Annotated in this window: 13 protein-coding genes and 1 pseudogene; 11 read left to right on the forward strand and 3 right to left on the reverse strand. The window is 59.3% G+C overall.

What is annotated here, in order from left to right:
* The 4 genes from EWE75_RS22155 to EWE75_RS22170 form a co-directional block, all read left to right on the forward strand.
* Positions 1-2,053: TonB-dependent receptor (locus tag EWE75_RS22155; RefSeq protein ID WP_206364846.1), on the forward strand; the 2,053-nt coding region annotated here is incomplete at its 5' end.
* 222 nt (positions 2,054-2,275) lie between these two features.
* Positions 2,276-3,277 carry a membrane dipeptidase gene (locus tag EWE75_RS22160; RefSeq protein WP_130160256.1) on the forward strand — a complete coding sequence of 334 codons (1,002 nt, stop codon included), beginning with the start codon at positions 2,276-2,278 and terminating at the stop codon, positions 3,275-3,277.
* Positions 3,174-3,485, forward strand: a complete 312-nt coding sequence (locus tag EWE75_RS26360) for a membrane dipeptidase (protein ID WP_427915811.1) — start codon at positions 3,174-3,176, stop codon at positions 3,483-3,485. The genes EWE75_RS22160 and EWE75_RS26360 overlap by 104 nt, the downstream gene beginning before the upstream one ends.
* 157 nt (positions 3,486-3,642) lie before the next feature.
* A complete protein-coding gene (locus EWE75_RS22170; RefSeq protein WP_130160257.1) occupies positions 3,643-5,910 on the forward strand; it encodes a beta-glucosidase in 2,268 nt (755 codons plus the stop codon).
* 209 nt (positions 5,911-6,119) lie between these two features.
* Here the strand turns inward: EWE75_RS22170 and EWE75_RS22175 are convergent, their stop codons facing one another.
* A complete protein-coding gene (locus EWE75_RS22175) occupies positions 6,120-6,602 on the reverse strand; it encodes an Lrp/AsnC family transcriptional regulator (protein WP_130160258.1) in 483 nt (160 codons plus the stop codon).
* 94 nt (positions 6,603-6,696) lie between these two features.
* Between EWE75_RS22175 and phhA the strand changes: the two genes are divergently transcribed.
* The 5 genes from phhA (at position 6,697) to EWE75_RS22200 (ending at position 13,392) form a co-directional block, all read left to right on the forward strand.
* Complete coding sequence (gene phhA, locus EWE75_RS22180; protein ID WP_130160259.1) at positions 6,697-7,563, forward strand: phenylalanine 4-monooxygenase; 867 nt, start codon at positions 6,697-6,699, stop codon at positions 7,561-7,563.
* A gap of 404 nt (positions 7,564-7,967) precedes the next feature.
* A complete protein-coding gene (locus EWE75_RS22185) occupies positions 7,968-8,492 on the forward strand; it encodes an RNA polymerase sigma factor (protein WP_165388490.1) in 525 nt (174 codons plus the stop codon).
* On the forward strand, positions 8,479-9,498 hold the full coding sequence (locus EWE75_RS22190; protein WP_165388491.1) for a FecR family protein: 1,020 nt from the start codon (positions 8,479-8,481) through the stop codon (positions 9,496-9,498). Before EWE75_RS22185 ends, EWE75_RS22190 begins: the two co-directional genes overlap by 14 nt.
* Before the next feature lie 116 nt (positions 9,499-9,614).
* Positions 9,615-12,050 (forward strand): TonB-dependent receptor, encoded by a 2,436-nt coding sequence (locus EWE75_RS22195; protein ID WP_165388492.1) that lies wholly within the window; start codon positions 9,615-9,617, stop codon positions 12,048-12,050.
* A gap of 58 nt (positions 12,051-12,108) precedes the next feature.
* Positions 12,109-13,392, forward strand: coding sequence for a metal-dependent hydrolase family protein (locus tag EWE75_RS22200; protein ID WP_130160263.1), 1,284 nt, complete (start codon positions 12,109-12,111; stop codon positions 13,390-13,392).
* A gap of 110 nt (positions 13,393-13,502) precedes the next feature.
* Here EWE75_RS22200 and EWE75_RS22205 read toward each other — a convergent pair whose 3' ends face one another.
* Both EWE75_RS22205 and EWE75_RS22210 read right to left on the reverse strand, forming a co-directional pair.
* Positions 13,503-14,705, reverse strand: a complete 1,203-nt coding sequence (locus EWE75_RS22205; RefSeq protein WP_130160264.1) for an aromatic amino acid transaminase — start codon at positions 14,703-14,705, stop codon at positions 13,503-13,505.
* Positions 14,690-15,652, reverse strand: a complete 963-nt coding sequence (locus tag EWE75_RS22210; RefSeq protein WP_130160265.1) for a DMT family transporter — start codon at positions 15,650-15,652, stop codon at positions 14,690-14,692. The genes EWE75_RS22205 and EWE75_RS22210 overlap by 16 nt, the downstream gene beginning before the upstream one ends.
* A 91-nt stretch (positions 15,653-15,743) precedes the next feature.
* Here EWE75_RS22210 and EWE75_RS22215 point away from each other — a divergent pair, with 91 nt between their 5' ends.
* Together EWE75_RS22215 and EWE75_RS22220 are read left to right on the forward strand one after the other, a co-directional pair.
* The gene (locus EWE75_RS22215) at positions 15,744-16,202 is read left to right on the forward strand and encodes an Lrp/AsnC family transcriptional regulator (protein ID WP_130160266.1); all 459 of its coding nucleotides are present in this window, start codon (positions 15,744-15,746) and stop codon (positions 16,200-16,202) included.
* Positions 16,203-16,348: 146 nt separating this feature from the next.
* A pseudogene (locus tag EWE75_RS22220) lies at positions 16,349-16,464 on the forward strand (IS5/IS1182 family transposase); the annotation flags it as partial.

Here is a 16,464-nt window from a genome sequence, read left to right on the forward strand (position 1 = left end):
AGAAGCGTCGAAGTCGGTGCGAAGTGCGATAGGCATGGCAAACTCCAGTCCGTTTGCCATCTTGAATCAAAGCTTACCGCCGCTGGCAAGCCCTTGCGAGTCACGATCATCGAGACTTGGTATAACGTTCGATATTTCATCGGCACTAACCCTATATGCACAAGGCCTGTACACCTACAATCGGACCCGTGCGGCGCAAAACTATCCTACCGCCGTGCCGGCACTGAGTATTCCTGCGACAAACCCATTCATTCCAGCGGATCTGCAAGCGCTGCTCGCGTCGCGAGCCAATCCAACGGCAAACTTCTCGTTGTCGAAGCGTTTCGAGGAAATTCCGAAACGCTACTACGACGAACCGCTCTATACGTATCAGGCGCTTATCGGTGCCAAGGGCAAGCTTACCGACGCGATCAACTTCGATGTTTACGCATCGCATGACCAGACTATCAACAATGAGACGCTGACGAGTGCGCTGCGGCTTTCCCGTCTCAATACGCTGCTCCGCGCGGCGGACGGCGGTAAATCCATCTGCGCGGGCGGCTACAATCCATTTAGTATTGCCGGAAGCGCCTCAATCTCCCCGGCCTGTTTGAGCTATATAACGACGGCCGTTCATAACCGTCTGTCTGTTAAGCAAGACGTCGTGGAAGGCACAATCTCCGGCAAGCTTTTTAGACTTCCCGCGGATGATATCCGCTTCTCGTTGACAGGTAGCTACCGGCGCAACAGCCTCTCATACAATGCCGACCCACTTTTGTTGCCTCTGCCCGGCACCCCCAACACCGACTTGTCGGCGACTCCCGCATCTCGCTCCACTTTCGGGTCAACGAACGTTAAAGAAATTGCGGGTGAGCTGCTGGTTCCAATCCTGAAAGACCTGCCCTTCGCCAAATCGCTCAACCTCAGCCTCGGTTACCGCTATTCGGACTACAATGTCAGTGGCGGGGTCTCGACCTACAAGGCGGAAGCCGACTACACGCCGGTGCCAGGATTGCTCTTCCGCGGTGGATACGAGCATGCGATTCGTGCGCCGAACATTGGCGAGCTCTACAGCGCACCGGCTGGTTCGATTGTGACTCTCGGCAGCGCGCCGTCGGCCGGCGATCCGTGCGACGTTCGTTACAGGGGCCGCACAAGCCAGCTTCGCGCTTTGTGCATCGCGCAAGGCATCCCTGCGTCCGTTATCGACACGTATGCCGTAACGGCGGTATCGGTCCAGGCGACGGTATCTGGTAATGCGAACCTCCGGCCAGAGATAGCCGACACGTTCACGGCAGGCATGGTCATTGCGCCTCGCTTCGGCACTCCGCTTCTGTCGCACCTGTCTCTGTCGGTGGATTACTACAATATCAAAATCAACGGAGCCATCTCGCCGCTGCCGGGTGCCGCTGTCGTCGGCAAATGCTATAACTTGGATGGATCAAATCCGACCTACGATCCGAAGAGCTATTATTGTTCTCTGATACAGCGCGATGCCTCGGTCTACAGCTTGAACAACATCAATACTCCGTATTTGAACCTTGGTGGATACCGAACCAGCGGGATCGATACGCAAGTCGATTTGCGCTGGGAACTGGCTGAATTAGGGCTGGGCGGGAAAGCGGGCAGCCTGACGTTCACGACCGTGGTGAGTTATCAAAACGACTTCCGCGTTCAGACCCTGCCCGGTCAGGCGTTCCAAGACTTCGCTGGAACAATCGGCACCGCGCAGTCGGGAGTCGGTGGCTTCAATCCGCAATGGCGGGCGCTGACGTCGTTTACGTATCGGCGCAGCGCTGGTGAGATCGGCATTCGATGGAGATGGATCGATCGGATGAACGACACCACTGCTGTGACATCGCCCGCGAGCGTTGCGCCAGGTGTCCCGAGCTATAACTCGTTTGATCTGGTCGGCCGCTATCGTATCAACGAGAATCTCGAGTTCCGGGGGGGCGTGACCAATTTCACGGACGTGAGCCCCCCGGCGATCGGCGGGGTGGCAGGGCAAACCAACGCCGGTGCCTATGATATCATTGGACGAACCTTGTATCTGGGCGCTCATGTCAAATTCTGAGTTATCGATGCGCGGGACGCCGACGTTCTTTATTGTCTGCTGAAAACGGAGGCCCTGCGAGCGGCGCGTGCAGCCGGTGTGTGACTATCGATGGCGACGGTAGGGTCATTTCCTACGCGGCACGCGCCTTTCGGCTTTCGAAGCGCGGAGACAGGTGAGTCCTGAGGCCGACCCGCATCCGTAGGATGCCGATTGAAAGCACACGATCAAGGAGAACGGCACATGCCACATGCAGTGGATGAAAAAACGATGCTGCCAGCCGATCCGGACGCGTCATGGATGCACTCACGGCGGATGCTGCTGAAGGGGGCGATTGGGGCTGCGTTAGTCAGTAGCGGCTCGCGCGCCTCTAGGCTAGCAGCCGCGCCGAACGATCCAAAGATCGACAAGATCGCTCGCAAAGCGCTCGGAATTGATCTTCACAACCACTATTTTTACGAATTTTCCAAGGATCCTGAGCACAGGAAGCCAGATCCGGAAAACGAGCTGGCAGCCAGCATTCAGGAATCCGGTTTGTCCGCCGTTATCTACAATTATTGCGTTGACGATGTAAGCGGTAGCGGTGGTGGTGTCGGCAGTCCGCCGCCGCCCAATGCCTATTACCAATGGCATATACAGTCGCTGGACTATCTTGACCGAGTTTTAGCGAAGCAAAATATGCGTCGTGCGCTCAACACTACAGACCTTGTTCGATCCAAGTCCCGCAACCAACCTACGGTCATTCAAGGTTCCGAAGGCTGTCAGTGGATTGAAGGGAAGCTGGAGCGAATCGGTGAGGCATATGGACGAGGCTTGCGTCACGCACAGTTGCTTCATCGTGCACCCGATTTGGTCGCGCCGCTGGGCGATGCCCAGCTTGATGGCTCGCCAATTCTCGGCGGACTGACCTCGTTCGGAGTCCAGGTCGTCAGGGAATGCAATCGTCTTGGCATCGTGGTTGATCTCGCTCATGGAACCGAGAAGACGGTTATTGCCGCCACGCGGGTCACGCGGCAACCGCTGGTCGTCTCGCATACGGCGTTGGCAAGTCAGAAAGCCTTGGCTACGATTCCCCCCCTCGCTGAAGGTCCGACTGGTGAGCCGCGACCATGCGAAGGCCATCGCAGATACAGGTGGCATTATCGGGGTCTGGCACCTTTTCCCAACAATGAAAGATTATGTGGTTGGAATCCGCGAGATGGTCGATGTTGTCGGGGTCGATCATGTCGGAATGGGTTCCGATAGCCCGATCTCACCAGATCGCGTTGTGAGCGCGCGGAATCCTAACGGGAACTTTAGCACCAATCACATGTGGCCGGATCAAGATTCTGGCTTTCTTTATGCTGTGGTTGGGGAGATGCTCATCCAGCGATTTACGGCGCAAGAAATCGAGAAGATAACTGGTGAGAACTATTGTCGGGTATTCTCCGCCGTTACCAGTGGTCGTGGATAGTGCGTGAAGGATTTGGTCGATTGGTCAGCAGTTGCTCCCAATGTCATCGCTCTCTTTTGGCACCACCGGCAAGCCGATGGCAACCTGCAGGTAGTTCGAGCAACAGCGATGTAACGATGCCAAACTGCAGCTTTCAATACGAGATTTAGGAGGGCGTATGCCTGCTACGAAACACCTTTTTAAGTCGGCGATCCTTTTGTTTGGCTGCATATCGATCCCTGTCGATGCCCGCACCGTAACATCCGACCAAAGGAAGGCAGATCAAGACGCCAGCGATGCATCAGAACAGCGTGCCACTGCATTGGTCGCGCAGATGACGGATGCCGAGAAACTAGTTTATATCCAAGGCTATCTCCCGCGGAGAAGCAAGGATCGCCCGGCGGATATGATTCCGTCGGCCGGCTATGTCCCGGGCGTGCCGCGGCTCGGCATCCCCAACTTGCGCGAAAGCGATGCCTCGCTCGGCGTTGCCAACCAGTTGGAACAGCGCAAAGGCGACGTTGCGACCGCACTGCCTGCGACACTTTCGCTTGCTGCAAGCTTCGACCCGGACCTCGCCTATCGCAGCGGCGCGATGATCGGCGCGGAAGCACGCGCAAAGACGTTCAACGTACTGCTGGCGGGGGGTGTCAACCTCACCCGCGACCCTTGGGGCGGACGTGCCTTCGAGTATTTTGGCGAGGATCCTCTACTGACAGGCATCATGGGGGGCGCGTCGATCCGCGGCGTGCAGTCGAATGCGATCGTCTCGACAGTCAAACACTATGTCCTCAACCCGCAGGAAACGCTGCGAACCACATCCGATGCGCGGATCGGCGAGGCGGCACTCCGCGAAAGCGACCTGCTCGCGTTTCAGCTGGCAATCGAGTTGGGGCAACCGGGGTCGGTCATGTGCTCTTACAACAAGGTAAACACCGATTGGGCATGCGAAAACGACTTTCTACTCAATCAGGTTCTCAAGCGTGACTGGGGCTACAAGGGCTGGGTCATGAGTGACTGGGGCGCCGTGCATTCCACGGTAAAGGCGATTAACGCCGGACTCGATCAGGAGTCCGGTCGCGAACTGGACAAGGTGATATATTTCGGTGCGCCGCTGGCAGCGGCGCTCGCCGACGGCAGCATCCAGCAAAGCCGCCTCGCCGATATGAATCGGCGTATTCTTTGGGGTGTCTCCGTCACTGGTTTGATCGACCATCCGGTCCCGGCTGCGGCGCAGTCCATCGATTATGCGGAGCACGCCAAGGTCGCGCAGGAGGCGGCGGAGAAGGGCATGGTGTTGCTCAAGAACGAGGGTGACATGCTGCCCCTGGCGCGCACCGCCAAGTCCATTCTAGTGATCGGCGCCCATGCCGACCGCGGCGTTCTGTCGGGCGGCGGCGCGAGTCAGGTGCGGTCGGTGGGTGGCGTCCCGGTCGAGATCCCGCTGACGGAAGGTTCCGCCGCCTCGATTTCGCGGATGACTTGGCATGCGTCGTCACCGCTCGCGGCGATCCAGGCGCTGGCACCGGGTGCGAAAGTGACGTTTGTTGACGGACGCGACGTCGCCGCCACCGTGGCGGCAGCCCAGCGCTCCGACGTCGCGATCGTCTTCGGCTGGCAATGGCGGACCGAGAAACAGGACATCGAGACGCTTTCGCTGCCAGACCAACAGGATGTTATGATTGCCGCAGTCGCTGCGGCAAACCCGCGCACGGCTGTGGTACTGCAAACGGGCGGCCCCGTGCTGATGCCATGGCTCGACAAAGTGCCGGCGGTCATCGAAGCTTGGTATCCCGGACAGAAAGGCGGCGAGGCAATTGCGAACGTCCTGTTTGGTACCGTCAATCCGTCGGGTCGCCTGCCGATGACCTTTCCGGCTAGCGAAGCACAGGCGCCGCGCCCGGTGATCCCCGGCCTCACTGCGATGAAGGCGGCAGAGGCTGCGAACAACGCTGGCGGCGCCGACGGCATGAAATCCAGTCCTCCAGCGACAGTGATCGAGTACCGCGAGGGCGCCGATGTCGGCTATCGCGGCTATCTGAAGCGTGGCGTTCGACCCTTGTTCCCCTTCGGCTACGGCCTGTCCTACACTCGCTTTCGGTATGCGGCATTGCGTGTCACGGCCGGATCGCATCCGTCCATTAGTTTCGAGGTGAAGAACATCGGCACGATCGCCGGGGCGGATTCGCCGCAGGTCTATGCGCAGGCCGGTCGTAGAGACGGGGGAAGTCTTCGTTTGGTTGGCTTCCATCGGGTCATGCTTGCTCCCGGAGAGGCGAAGCGGGTTAGCGTCACCGTCGATCCACGTCTGCTCGCCGATTATGATGTCGCGGCGCGGGGCTGGCATGTCGCGGCTGGCCGCTATCCGATCTTGGTGGGTCGATTTGCCGGCGATGCCGAGTTGAACGGCGAGCTTGCTATGGCGGATGTCCGTCTTGCACCCTGACGCCGTCAAATGACCACGAGCGGTAGGCTACTCATGACGGGTTTTGGATGAAGCCGCCGTTCCTTGCGCGTCCTACATCTACTTGATGACGAAGAAGGTTGCGCTGGCTTCCTCAGCGGCGCGCCAGCGCTGCAGCTACCGCGTTGTCTGCTGCTGTCCTTTGGACGCCGGGGGGGCGTGGAAAACCGCCCGGGATCTTCCAAGGCTGTTCAAACTCGGTCTGGCAGAGGTAGGGCTGTGGTGTATTTGGTCAAGGAAAGCGCAAAATGCGAAGACGCCCCTCCAACTGACGGGTGTTCTAAGAGGGTGTTCATCAGGAAGCGTTCATAGCCGGTTACGTCCGCTGCCACGATGCGAAGCAGATAATCCCAGTCGCCGGACATCGAGAAGCATTCCAAAATCTCAGGACGGCCTTCGACGAAGGTCTCGAACGCATCGCGGACGTCGCGGGCATGGCTGCGTACACGGATGTTGCAGAGCACGTTGACACCGAAGCCAAGAGCTTGCTGATCAAGCAGCCTGACCGATTGCTTGAGCAGGCCGCCTGCTTCCATGGCCTTGATCCGCCGCCACACCGACGCCGTCGAGCTCCCGACGCGCTCGGCGAGATCGCCGTTACCGATCCCGGCATCCGCCTGCAGAGCGGAGAGAATGCGCCGATCGATATCATCCAGATTGTATGATTTTTTCATATTTGCACCATTGCACGGGTCATTTGATCAGGATTCCGTGTATTTTTCTATCATTTGAAAAGCAAATTCAACGTCTGGGTGCAAGAATGCGCGCATGGCAAACACACAGATCGATCGACCTGCGGGCACCGCTGAGGACTGGACAATTCCGCAGGGGTGGGATCGCTACACCGCGGCCGAGCATGCAATGTGGGATCAGCTTTTCGAACGGCAGGCGAAAATGTTGCCTGGACGCGTCGCGCCGGAATTCCTGGACGGCCTCGACGTGCTGCGCTTGTCCAAGCCCGGTATTCCAGACTTTGAGGAACTGTCCGAGCGGCTGATGAAGGCGACGGGCTGGCAGGTGGTCGCAGTGCCGGGCCTGATACCAGATGATGTCTTCTTCGATCATCTGGCAAACCGCCGCTTCGTTTCGGGCAATTTCATTCGCACGCCAGAGCAACTGGACTATCTCCAGGAGCCGGACATCTTCCACGATGTCTTCGGTCATGTACCGCTCCTCGCGAACCCGGTCTTTGCCGATTATATGCAGGCGTATGGCGTCGGCGGGCAGCGCGCGGCGAGTGCCGGTGTCATCGAGCGGCTTTCGCGGCTCTATTGGTATACCGTCGAGTTTGGTCTGGTACGCGACGCGTCGGATGGCCTGAAGATCTACGGCGCGGGTATTGTGTCGTCTTATGGCGAATCGCTGTTCTCACTTGACGATCCGTCGCCGAACCGGCTCGGGTTCGATCTCCGGCGGCTGATGCGGACCAAGTACCGGATCGACGACTATCAGCAGAACTATTTCGTGATCGACAGCTTCGAGGATTTGCTAAAGCAAACTCTCGAGACCGATTTCGGTCCGGTCTACGCTGAGCTTGCTGGCGCGCCGGATATCGAGATCGACACGATCTTACCGACGGATAAAGTCTACACACGCGGAACCCAGGCATATGCGCGCGAGCAAGCAAGCATATGATCGCCACTGAACAGACGCGCACGCCGGTCGCCGCGCCCGTTTCCTTATTTGGGGTGCTCGAGCGACAGCCAGGCCACGCGCTGCTCCGCCTGATTTGGTCTGTACCGACAGGATCGCATACCCATTTACGCCTTCCAGATTCTAAGCAATATGACGTACCCAGCAAGGCGGTACGCAGAAATGGAGTCTACGATAGGATCAGCCTTCCAAGGTTCCCCGGGACGACCGAGGAATCGGAACGCGGGTGATGAGATTGTTCGGCTCGCCGATCCGGGCTCGGGCACCCTGCGTACTAGCTTCGCTGATCATCTGAGCTTCCGCTTTCTCGTCGACGCCCGATGAGCCCGGATTTGCACTTCAGAAACGCGTGGATCGCCAGAAACATACTCCCACATGAACCCACGATGCGCCGCTTTTTGGCGCGTCAGCTTCTCCCTCCTGGTATCGACGAGGAGGACGTTGTGCAGGAGGTCTATGGCCGTCTGATCGAAATGCCGTCGCTTGGCGATATCCGGAATCCGCGATCGTATATGATAGGTCTCGCCCGGAATATCGTCCTGATGCACCTTCGCCGGGCGCGCATCGTCGCTATTCGATCTCTGGAAGAAATGGCGGAGACCCACTTCGCCGCAGATGACCCGAGCCCGGAAACGCAAGCCTCAGATCGCCAGCAACTGCACCTCCTTGCTCAAGCAATAGCAAGCCTCGATGAACCTGCGAGATCGGTGTTCCTGCTTCGTGCCGTCGATGGGCTTCCCTATGCGGACATTGCCCATCGATTGGGGCTGAGCGAAAACGCCGTGCAAAAGCGTCACGCACGCGCGTTAGAGCAGTTCATGATGTTGCTTGGCCGAGACGGAAACGCACCCGCTCACGCAACACCGCTCCAGTCCCAAACTTGTAAAGCAAGCAATGATGAACGAGCGTGAGGCAAGCGGCGACATCAGTCGTCGAGCCGCCGAGCTGGCCGTAAGCTTCGATGCTGGATCGCTGTCCAGCGCCGACCGAATCGAAGCCGAGGCTTGGCTGCAGAGAGATATCCGGCACCGCGGGGCGTTCGCCCGCGCACAGGCAGGTTTGATCCACTCGCGAAAAGCAGCAGCCGTCAGTACGTTCGACACCGATCGATATTCCACGACCAACGACCTTTCACCTGTCGAAGTCAGCGTACCGGACACTCACGCCCGGATTGCGCCGCCGACCCGACGCCGCTTCATCGCCCTGGGTGGATCGGCTGCAGCAATGGCGGTGATTGGAATCGCCGCGTTTGGTGTAACCACTATCGCCTCCACTCAGGCATACGCCACCGCCCTTGGAGAGACGCGCGTCATCCAGTTGGGCGAAGCCGCGCGGATGACGCTCAACACCGACAGTCGTGTGCTCGTGAAAACACAGGGTCGGTCGCATCACGTCGCGCTGGAGCACGGTGAGGCGCTCTTCGAGGTTGTTAGCGGCCGCGGGGCCAGCGTGTTGGTGGATACCGGCACGAGCGTAGCCGGCAGCACAGGGGGCAGTTTCGCTGTCAGAAAAACCCAGGACATGCCGCTCCAGGTGCTGGTGCAGTCAGGAGATGTAAGCCTTTCCGATGGCACGACCCAAAGCTCGAAAGCCATTCATTTGACGGCGAACCAGCGCGTAATCGCCGATCTGGGTACGGGGAATATCGTGACGCCCTTGTCTCAGGACAAGGTCGACCACGAATTGGAATGGCGCAATGGACTGCTCGCATTCGAGGACGAGACCCTCTTCGACGCTGCCCGGGAGTTCGCACGCTACAGTAGCGTATCGATCGAGGTGTCCGACCCGTCTGTCGGTCAGCAAACGATCACCGGACTCTTCGATGCAAGGGATCCGCGTGGCTTTGCCCAATCGGCCGCGCTGAGCCTCGGCATGCGGGTCCAGAACTATCCCAATGCCGTGCGCATCGAGCCTTAGAAAATATTGTTCTCCGGGTTTGGCGGTTTACGCCAGCGCCGAGCAACATAACCCTAATGCGCAAACATGCGCACGCCAAAAGGGGAAATTCTATGTTCTCGACGAGGTCGCGCCACATGGCGTATGCGAGCGCCGCCGTGGTGGCATTCACGGCATCTGCCGCCGCACAGGCGCAATACCAGCGGTTCGACATCGCTGAGCAGCCGGCCACGACCTCGATCCCTATTTTCGCCAGGCAAGCGCACGTACAGATCACCGCTCCGGGCAAGATTTTGCGCGGTGTGACCACCCCTGCGCTGCACGGAAATTATGATGTGCGGACTGCGCTGCATCAGCTCTTGGTTGGTACCCGCCTGCGGATCGTCGCTGACGCGGGCGCGACCATCACGCTGGCCGAAAGCCCAACGACGAGCGCCGGTGACCCTGCGCAGACGGCAACGCGTTCGCCCGATCCCGCCTGGACACGAGATATCGTGGTCACCGCGACGAAGCGCAGCGAACGCCTGATCGACATCCCACAGGCGGTAAGCGCGGTTCGAGCGAGCACGTTGACGCGCGCCGGGGCCGTGCGGTTGGAGGACTATGCTGCAAGCGTCCCTGGCGTGACGATATCGAACAACACGGGCGCCGGCGTTCAAACGCAGATCATCTTCCGCGGCATATCGACCGGGGTTGGCGGGAACCCCGTCGCTGCGGTCTACGTGGACGACGCCCCGATTACGTCCGCCACCCAATTGGGTGCTGGCGGAAGCTTCCCGGATTTCGATCCTGCCGATCTCGAGAGGATCGAGTTCCTGCGCGGCCCGCAAGGCACGTTGTACGGCGCGGCAAGTCTTGGCGGTCTTCTCAAGTTCGTCACGCGCAAGCCCGACTTCGATACGCTATCCGGTCGCGCCGAACTAGGCTTCACGGGTGTCGATCATGGCGGGCTCGGTGGGGGTGCGCGCGGCCGCATCAACGCGCCGCTCGGGGAGAATGTCGCGGTGTCGGCGAGCGGCTTTTATCGGATCGACCCAGGCTTCATCGACAATGTTCTGACCGGCAAATCGAACGAGAACGAGACGCGTACCCGCGGCGGCCGGGTGGCCCTCGCAGTGCGCCCGGTTACAAACGTCACGATCGTGGGATCGGCCATGTATCAGGCGATCAACGCCGACAGCGTCACCACGATCGATACGGATCTGAGCGGTCGCCCGCTTTACGGCGATTTGCAGGTGTCTCGCCCTCGCGGCGCGTCGGCGCTGACTCAACGGTTCACGCTCTATGACCTCTCGATCAACGCCCAACTGAACGGGTTCGACGTCATTTCCGATACCAGCTACGGCATCCAGAAAAGCGGGACGTACGTCGATTATACCCGCATTATCGGTGGCGTGCTCGACTCCATCAGTGGTCAGCCGAGTGGGACGCTCGGCGCTTCCGTCTTTCAGCCTTTCAGGACGAAAAAGCTGACGCAGGAAGTGCGCTTGCAATCGACCACCAAGGGCTTTTTCGGCTGGCAGATCGGCGGCTTCTACACGCGTGAGAAAGCGAATTCTCTTGCACTCGTCAATCCGTTGTACCGGCAGACAGGTGAATCAGCAGCGAGCGTGGGTTTGCCGCCGCTCGGTAACGGTGAGGTAAACGCCACCTACCGCGAGATCGCCGGCTTCGGAAACGTAACCTTGAACTTCACGTCCAAGCTCAGCCTGTCCGGCGGCTTGCGGTATAGCGACATTCGTCAGAGTAACAGCCAGACCCTGAGTGGCCTCCTTCTGGGCAACTCCGCGAGCAGTGGCAGCTCGTCCGATCACAAGCTCACCTTCTCGGTCAATCCGAGCTATAAGATCACGCCGAACATCCTCGTCTATGGCCGGGTCGCATCGGGCTACCGTCCTGGCGGTCCGAACACCACCACCAACGATCCAGCGAGCTACAACCCCGATACGGTTGTAAGCTATGAGGTCGGAACCAAAGGTACGCTGTTCGACCGTCTGTTGACCTTCGATCTGGACGCGTTCCTGATCGACTGGAACGACATTCAGGTCCAGCAGAGCAAGATCGGCCCCGGCGGCACGCCTTTGAGCTTCATCGGCAACGCCGGCAAGGCGCAGAGCAAGGGCGTGGAGGCAGCCTTCACGGCCGCTCCCATGTCTGGGCTCACCTTCGACGCAAACATCGCCTACACCGATGCTACCTTCCGCAACACCGTCGGTCCGGCTGTCGCAGGTGATCGACTTCCCAGTTCCGCCAAGTGGACAGGCCAAGTCGGCGGGGAGTATCGCTTCGACGTGACCGACGGATGGAAGTCGTTTTTGGGCGCCAGTTATCGCTATGTCGGCAAGCGCCTGGGTGAATTCGCCGGGCCGGGCGCTGCGCGCTACGTGCTTCCGAAATATGAGACAGTCGACCTGCGGGCCGGTATTGACAGGAACGGCTTCGAAGCAAGCTTCTTCGTCCGCAATATCGCCGACAAGCGGGGCTATACAGGCGGCTTCGTGTTCGGTCCGTACGCAACTGCAGCGTTGCTTCAGCCGCGCACCATGGGCTTGGTACTTTCCAAGACGTTCTGAGGCCATTGCGCCTTGCTATGACGCGTAATGCTCACCCCGAATAACGCGAAGGCGCGATATGATCTGCAAATGGAAAAGCCTGTCTCGCCGGGGTCTGATCGGGGTGGTCCTGATGGCCAGTTGCGGCGTGGCAGAGGCGCAAACCGTTGTTATCCATGCGGGAACCCTGATTGCGACGCCGGGGTCGCCGGCAAAGACAAACCAGTCGATCGTGATCGAAAATGGGCGGATCACGTCGATCCAGGATGGCTTCATCCCCGGCGACCAGATCATCGACCTGTCTAAGAGTTACGTGCTCCCCGGACTCATCGACATGCACACCCATGTCACCGGCATGGAGAGGATCGATGAGACGGCACCGACACAATGGGTCACCAACCTGTTCTTGCAAAGGCAGTCGATCACGGTGCTCAAGGCGATCCCGGTCGTTCGGCAGATCCTGTTGCAAGGTTTCACGACGATCAGGAACGTCGGCGATCCGGCCAGCGTGACCTACGATCTGCGAGACGCGATCGCGAGCGGCAAAATAGACGGGCCAAGAATGCTCGTCTCGGAACCGCAGTTCACGTTGCCGGGTGGCGCTCTGTCGAATGACATGTTTCACCTGACGCATGATGCCGTTGCGCTCGTTGGAAACCGCGGGGCTTGCACTGGTGTCGAAGACTGCCGCCGGGCTGTCCGCGAAGAGGTTCAACGCGGGGCAGACGTCATCAAAATCCGACTTGCCGACACGGCTGCACTCGATCCAAGAATACAGACGATTGAATCTCAGGATGAAGTCAACGCTATCGTAGAAACGGCGCATCAGCTCGGTCGGACTGTCGCCGTGCATTCTGCAGGTGTGGATCGCGAGACGATGTTGGCCGTGAATGCGGGGGCCGATACCATAGAACATGGACCGCAGAGCGATGCTGTTCTCCAGGCGATGCAGCGAAAAGGCCTGAGCTTCACGCCCACACTGGACACCGTCCGGTATTTCGCTCCAATCCTGAAGAGGCTCGGGATCACGCGCGACTATTATGGCGAAGCACGCGCCAGCGTTGGCAATGCGAAAAGGATTGGCGTACGCATCGTCTACGGCACGGATCTGATGCCGCTCTATGCCGATAGGGAGAGCCTCGAATTTTCCGCTCTGGTTGATGCAGGTCTCACCCCCAGCGAGGCGCTGATGGCCGCGACGGTCAACGCGGCGGCTGCGTTGCACATGGAGAAAGACATCGGTTCTATCGCGCCGGGCAAGACAGCAGACATCATTGCGGTCGATCAGGATCCGACGCGCGACATCCAAGCCATGGAAAAGGTGTCCTTCGTAATGAAGGCTGGGAAAGTCGTTGCGCCGTAATTGGGAGATTAAGACCAATCCGTATCGGCGCCGTGTCGACGACGCGGCACATCGCTACGGCCAGACGCTCCGAAGCCAGGCCGAGTTGGGTATCTGGGCGATGGCCAAATTCAAAGCGCCATAGCCTCTTCAGGGCAGTGGCCCATTACGTCGAGAAGCGCGTCTGCCAGCCACTCCACCTGGCTGGTCTGGAGACCGGCGACATTGATTCTCCCGTCCAATGATCCGTAGATTGCATGGTCTCGACGAAGTTTCATCATCGCTTCGGGCCTGAGCGGCAGCGTAGAGAACATCCCGCGGTGCCGTTCTATCGCGCCTAGTGCGTTCAATATGCCGCGTTCACGAAGTGCCGCCGTCAGGACGGATCGCATATGCGCGATCCGCTCCCGCATCTTGTGGAGTGCGGCATGCCACTGCTCAGGATTGGCCAGCAGCGCCGCTGCGACTGAAGCACCGTGGTCCGGCGGCATGGAATAACTGCACCGACCCGTAGCCTCGAGCACGCCCATTACGGACGCTATTTGCGAGGCCGATGGCAGGATTACCGAGGCTACGCCGGTCCGTTCGCAATAGAGGCCCATATTCTTTGAGCAGCTTGCTGCTATAAGCACGGTGTCTAGCCTATCGACTAAGATGCGAAGGCCGAAGGCGTCAGCATCTAAACCGTCACTAAGGCCCTGATACGCCATGTCGACCAGCGGGACGATGCCGCGTCGCTCGCACAGCGCTGCGATCTGCTGCCACCCGTCAAAGGTCAGGTCGAGTCCGGTCGGATTGTGGCAGCAACCTTGAATCAGAAGCACGTCGCCGGGTTTCGCTTGCTTTAGACGATGTAAGACCGGCTCAAAGTCCGCTGCCCCATTGCGCTCGCGCCAGGGATATTCGGCTACACTGAGGCCGGCCGCCGCCATCAATGGGCGATGATTGTGGTAGCCGGGATCGGACAACCAGATTGTCGCACTCGGACGCGCGACTGCAATCAGTTCGGCTAACATGCGCAACGCTCCGGTGGCACCCACCGTCTGAATCGTTGCAGATCTCGCTAGCGTAGCGGCTTCCGTTCCCAATAAGAGTTTGGTCATGCCCGCATTAAAGGCATCGTTGCCGCGCAATGGACGATAGGATTTGGATGCGCCAACGGCGGCCATCCGAACTTCGGCAGCTTTCACCGCTGCGAAGATCGGGGTATCGCCGGTCTCATCACGGTAAACACCAAGGCCAAGATCCAATTTTCTATGTCTCGGATCGGCCTGGAAGGCAGCGGTGAGTGCCCATAGCGGATCACTAGGAACCAAGGTCAGGCGGCTGAACATGGCCGTACCTCCGAAAAGCGAGTGGCATTAGAAACGAAGATGCCAAATGTTATGACGGACACGCCAAGTAGCGATAGCAAACTCGGGACCTCACCCAGCAAAGGAACAGCGAGGCCAGTCGTCAGTACAGGCGCCAGAGCGCCCACGGTCGCGCAGCGCGTGGGGCCCAGCCGAGAAACTGCGAGCGAATACGCATAGCTCGAAAGCAAACCAACCCCGATGCCCTGTACCGCGACGAAAGGCAGTATGTCGGTCAGCGAGACAGTGGAGAGATGCGTTTCAAACACCCCAATCGCGCGCAGTGGAAGCAGCACCAGTAACGAGGGATAAGTAATTAGCATGATGCATCCGAGCGGATCCAGTTCTGCCCGGCGTAGCCCGAGCGTATAGGCACCCCACAGCACACTCGCTGCCAGCAACAGGGTTACCCCGTACACTTCCGATGGCCCGGTGGAGAGCCCGGCGACGAGAAAGCTTACGCCGGCAATGATGGCGAGGAGGCTGAACAGCCGGCGCCGCCCTGGCACTTCGCTCCACAACAGCGCGGCAAGCAGGGCCACCGCCAAGGGCGTCGTGCCGGCAATCAGAGCGCTTACGTGCGCGGCCGAACTCGATCGCCCGCCGGCAGCGGCCAGCAAGAAGAAGGGGAGGCCGGCGCCTGCCGCCACCGCCGTGGCCGCGGGCCACGGAACAGTCCTCAGCCTGGCAAGTCGGGAGGGCAACAGTGGTAAGAGCACGATCGCGGGAACCGCGAAGCGTATCAGCGCGACGTCAGCGGTAGCGAGCGGCGACCTACCGATCGCCCGCATGGACAGCGCAAAGCCGGCCCAAACGAATATGGCCAATAGAAGGGATAACCATCCGAATATCATGAAGGGCGAGCGCGGCAGAGCCGACGGGTCTATTTGGTCGGACGGATGGAGGGAGCGAGCGGGAGCGGTTGGCATTCCACTTTCCTACCATGGGCATCCCGGGCGAATCCTGCCTAATTTCAGCGAAACGGTTGGCAAAATTGGCAGAATATGCCAATAACCCCGCATGGATAGCAAGGATCGGGACATTATCGCGGCGTTGCAGGCCGACGGGCGCATGAGCAATCAAGATCTGTCAGAACGCGTGAATTTATCGCCATCGCCGTGCCTGCGGCGCTTGCGCGCGCTTGAAGATGAAGGCGTAATTCGGGGCTACACGGCGATAGTCGATGAGGAAATCTACGGACTTCCGGTCACCGCGTTCGTGCGTGTGCGCATTCAGGTTCACGCTCAAGAATCCGTGAATGCGTTCGAGGACGCGATCCGCGCGATGGATTCGGTTCTGGACTGCTATGTGATGACTGGAGACGCTGACTATCTGTTGCGCGTTCTAGTCAGCAGTCTGAGGGACTATGAACGCTTCGTGCGCGAAAAGCTTCACAAGGTTCCAGGCGTCGCCTCCATCGATACCAGCTTCGCTTACGGCCAGATCAAGAAATCGAACGTCTTTCCGCCAATGTCTTGATCGCGCTGCGGAGGAGCTGTCGATCCTATCGATCTGAATTCTGGATCGACGTGCAAGAAGGACCCTAGGGCGTGGTGACGATTTAAGGGTTAGGGATTCCCAATTGCTCTGAAATCGGATTCAAGGCTGATTTTAGGAGATCAGCGATGGATCGCGATGCGCTTCGTGATGACCAATGGGAACGGATCAAAGGGTTCGTGCCGGGCGGGACGAAGGGTAAGCGTGGCCCCCGCACCGACAACCGGAAATTTCTGGATGCTCT

This window comes from Sphingomonas populi, assembly GCF_004208535.1.
Taxonomy (GTDB): Bacteria; Pseudomonadota; Alphaproteobacteria; order Sphingomonadales; family Sphingomonadaceae; genus Sphingomonas; species Sphingomonas populi.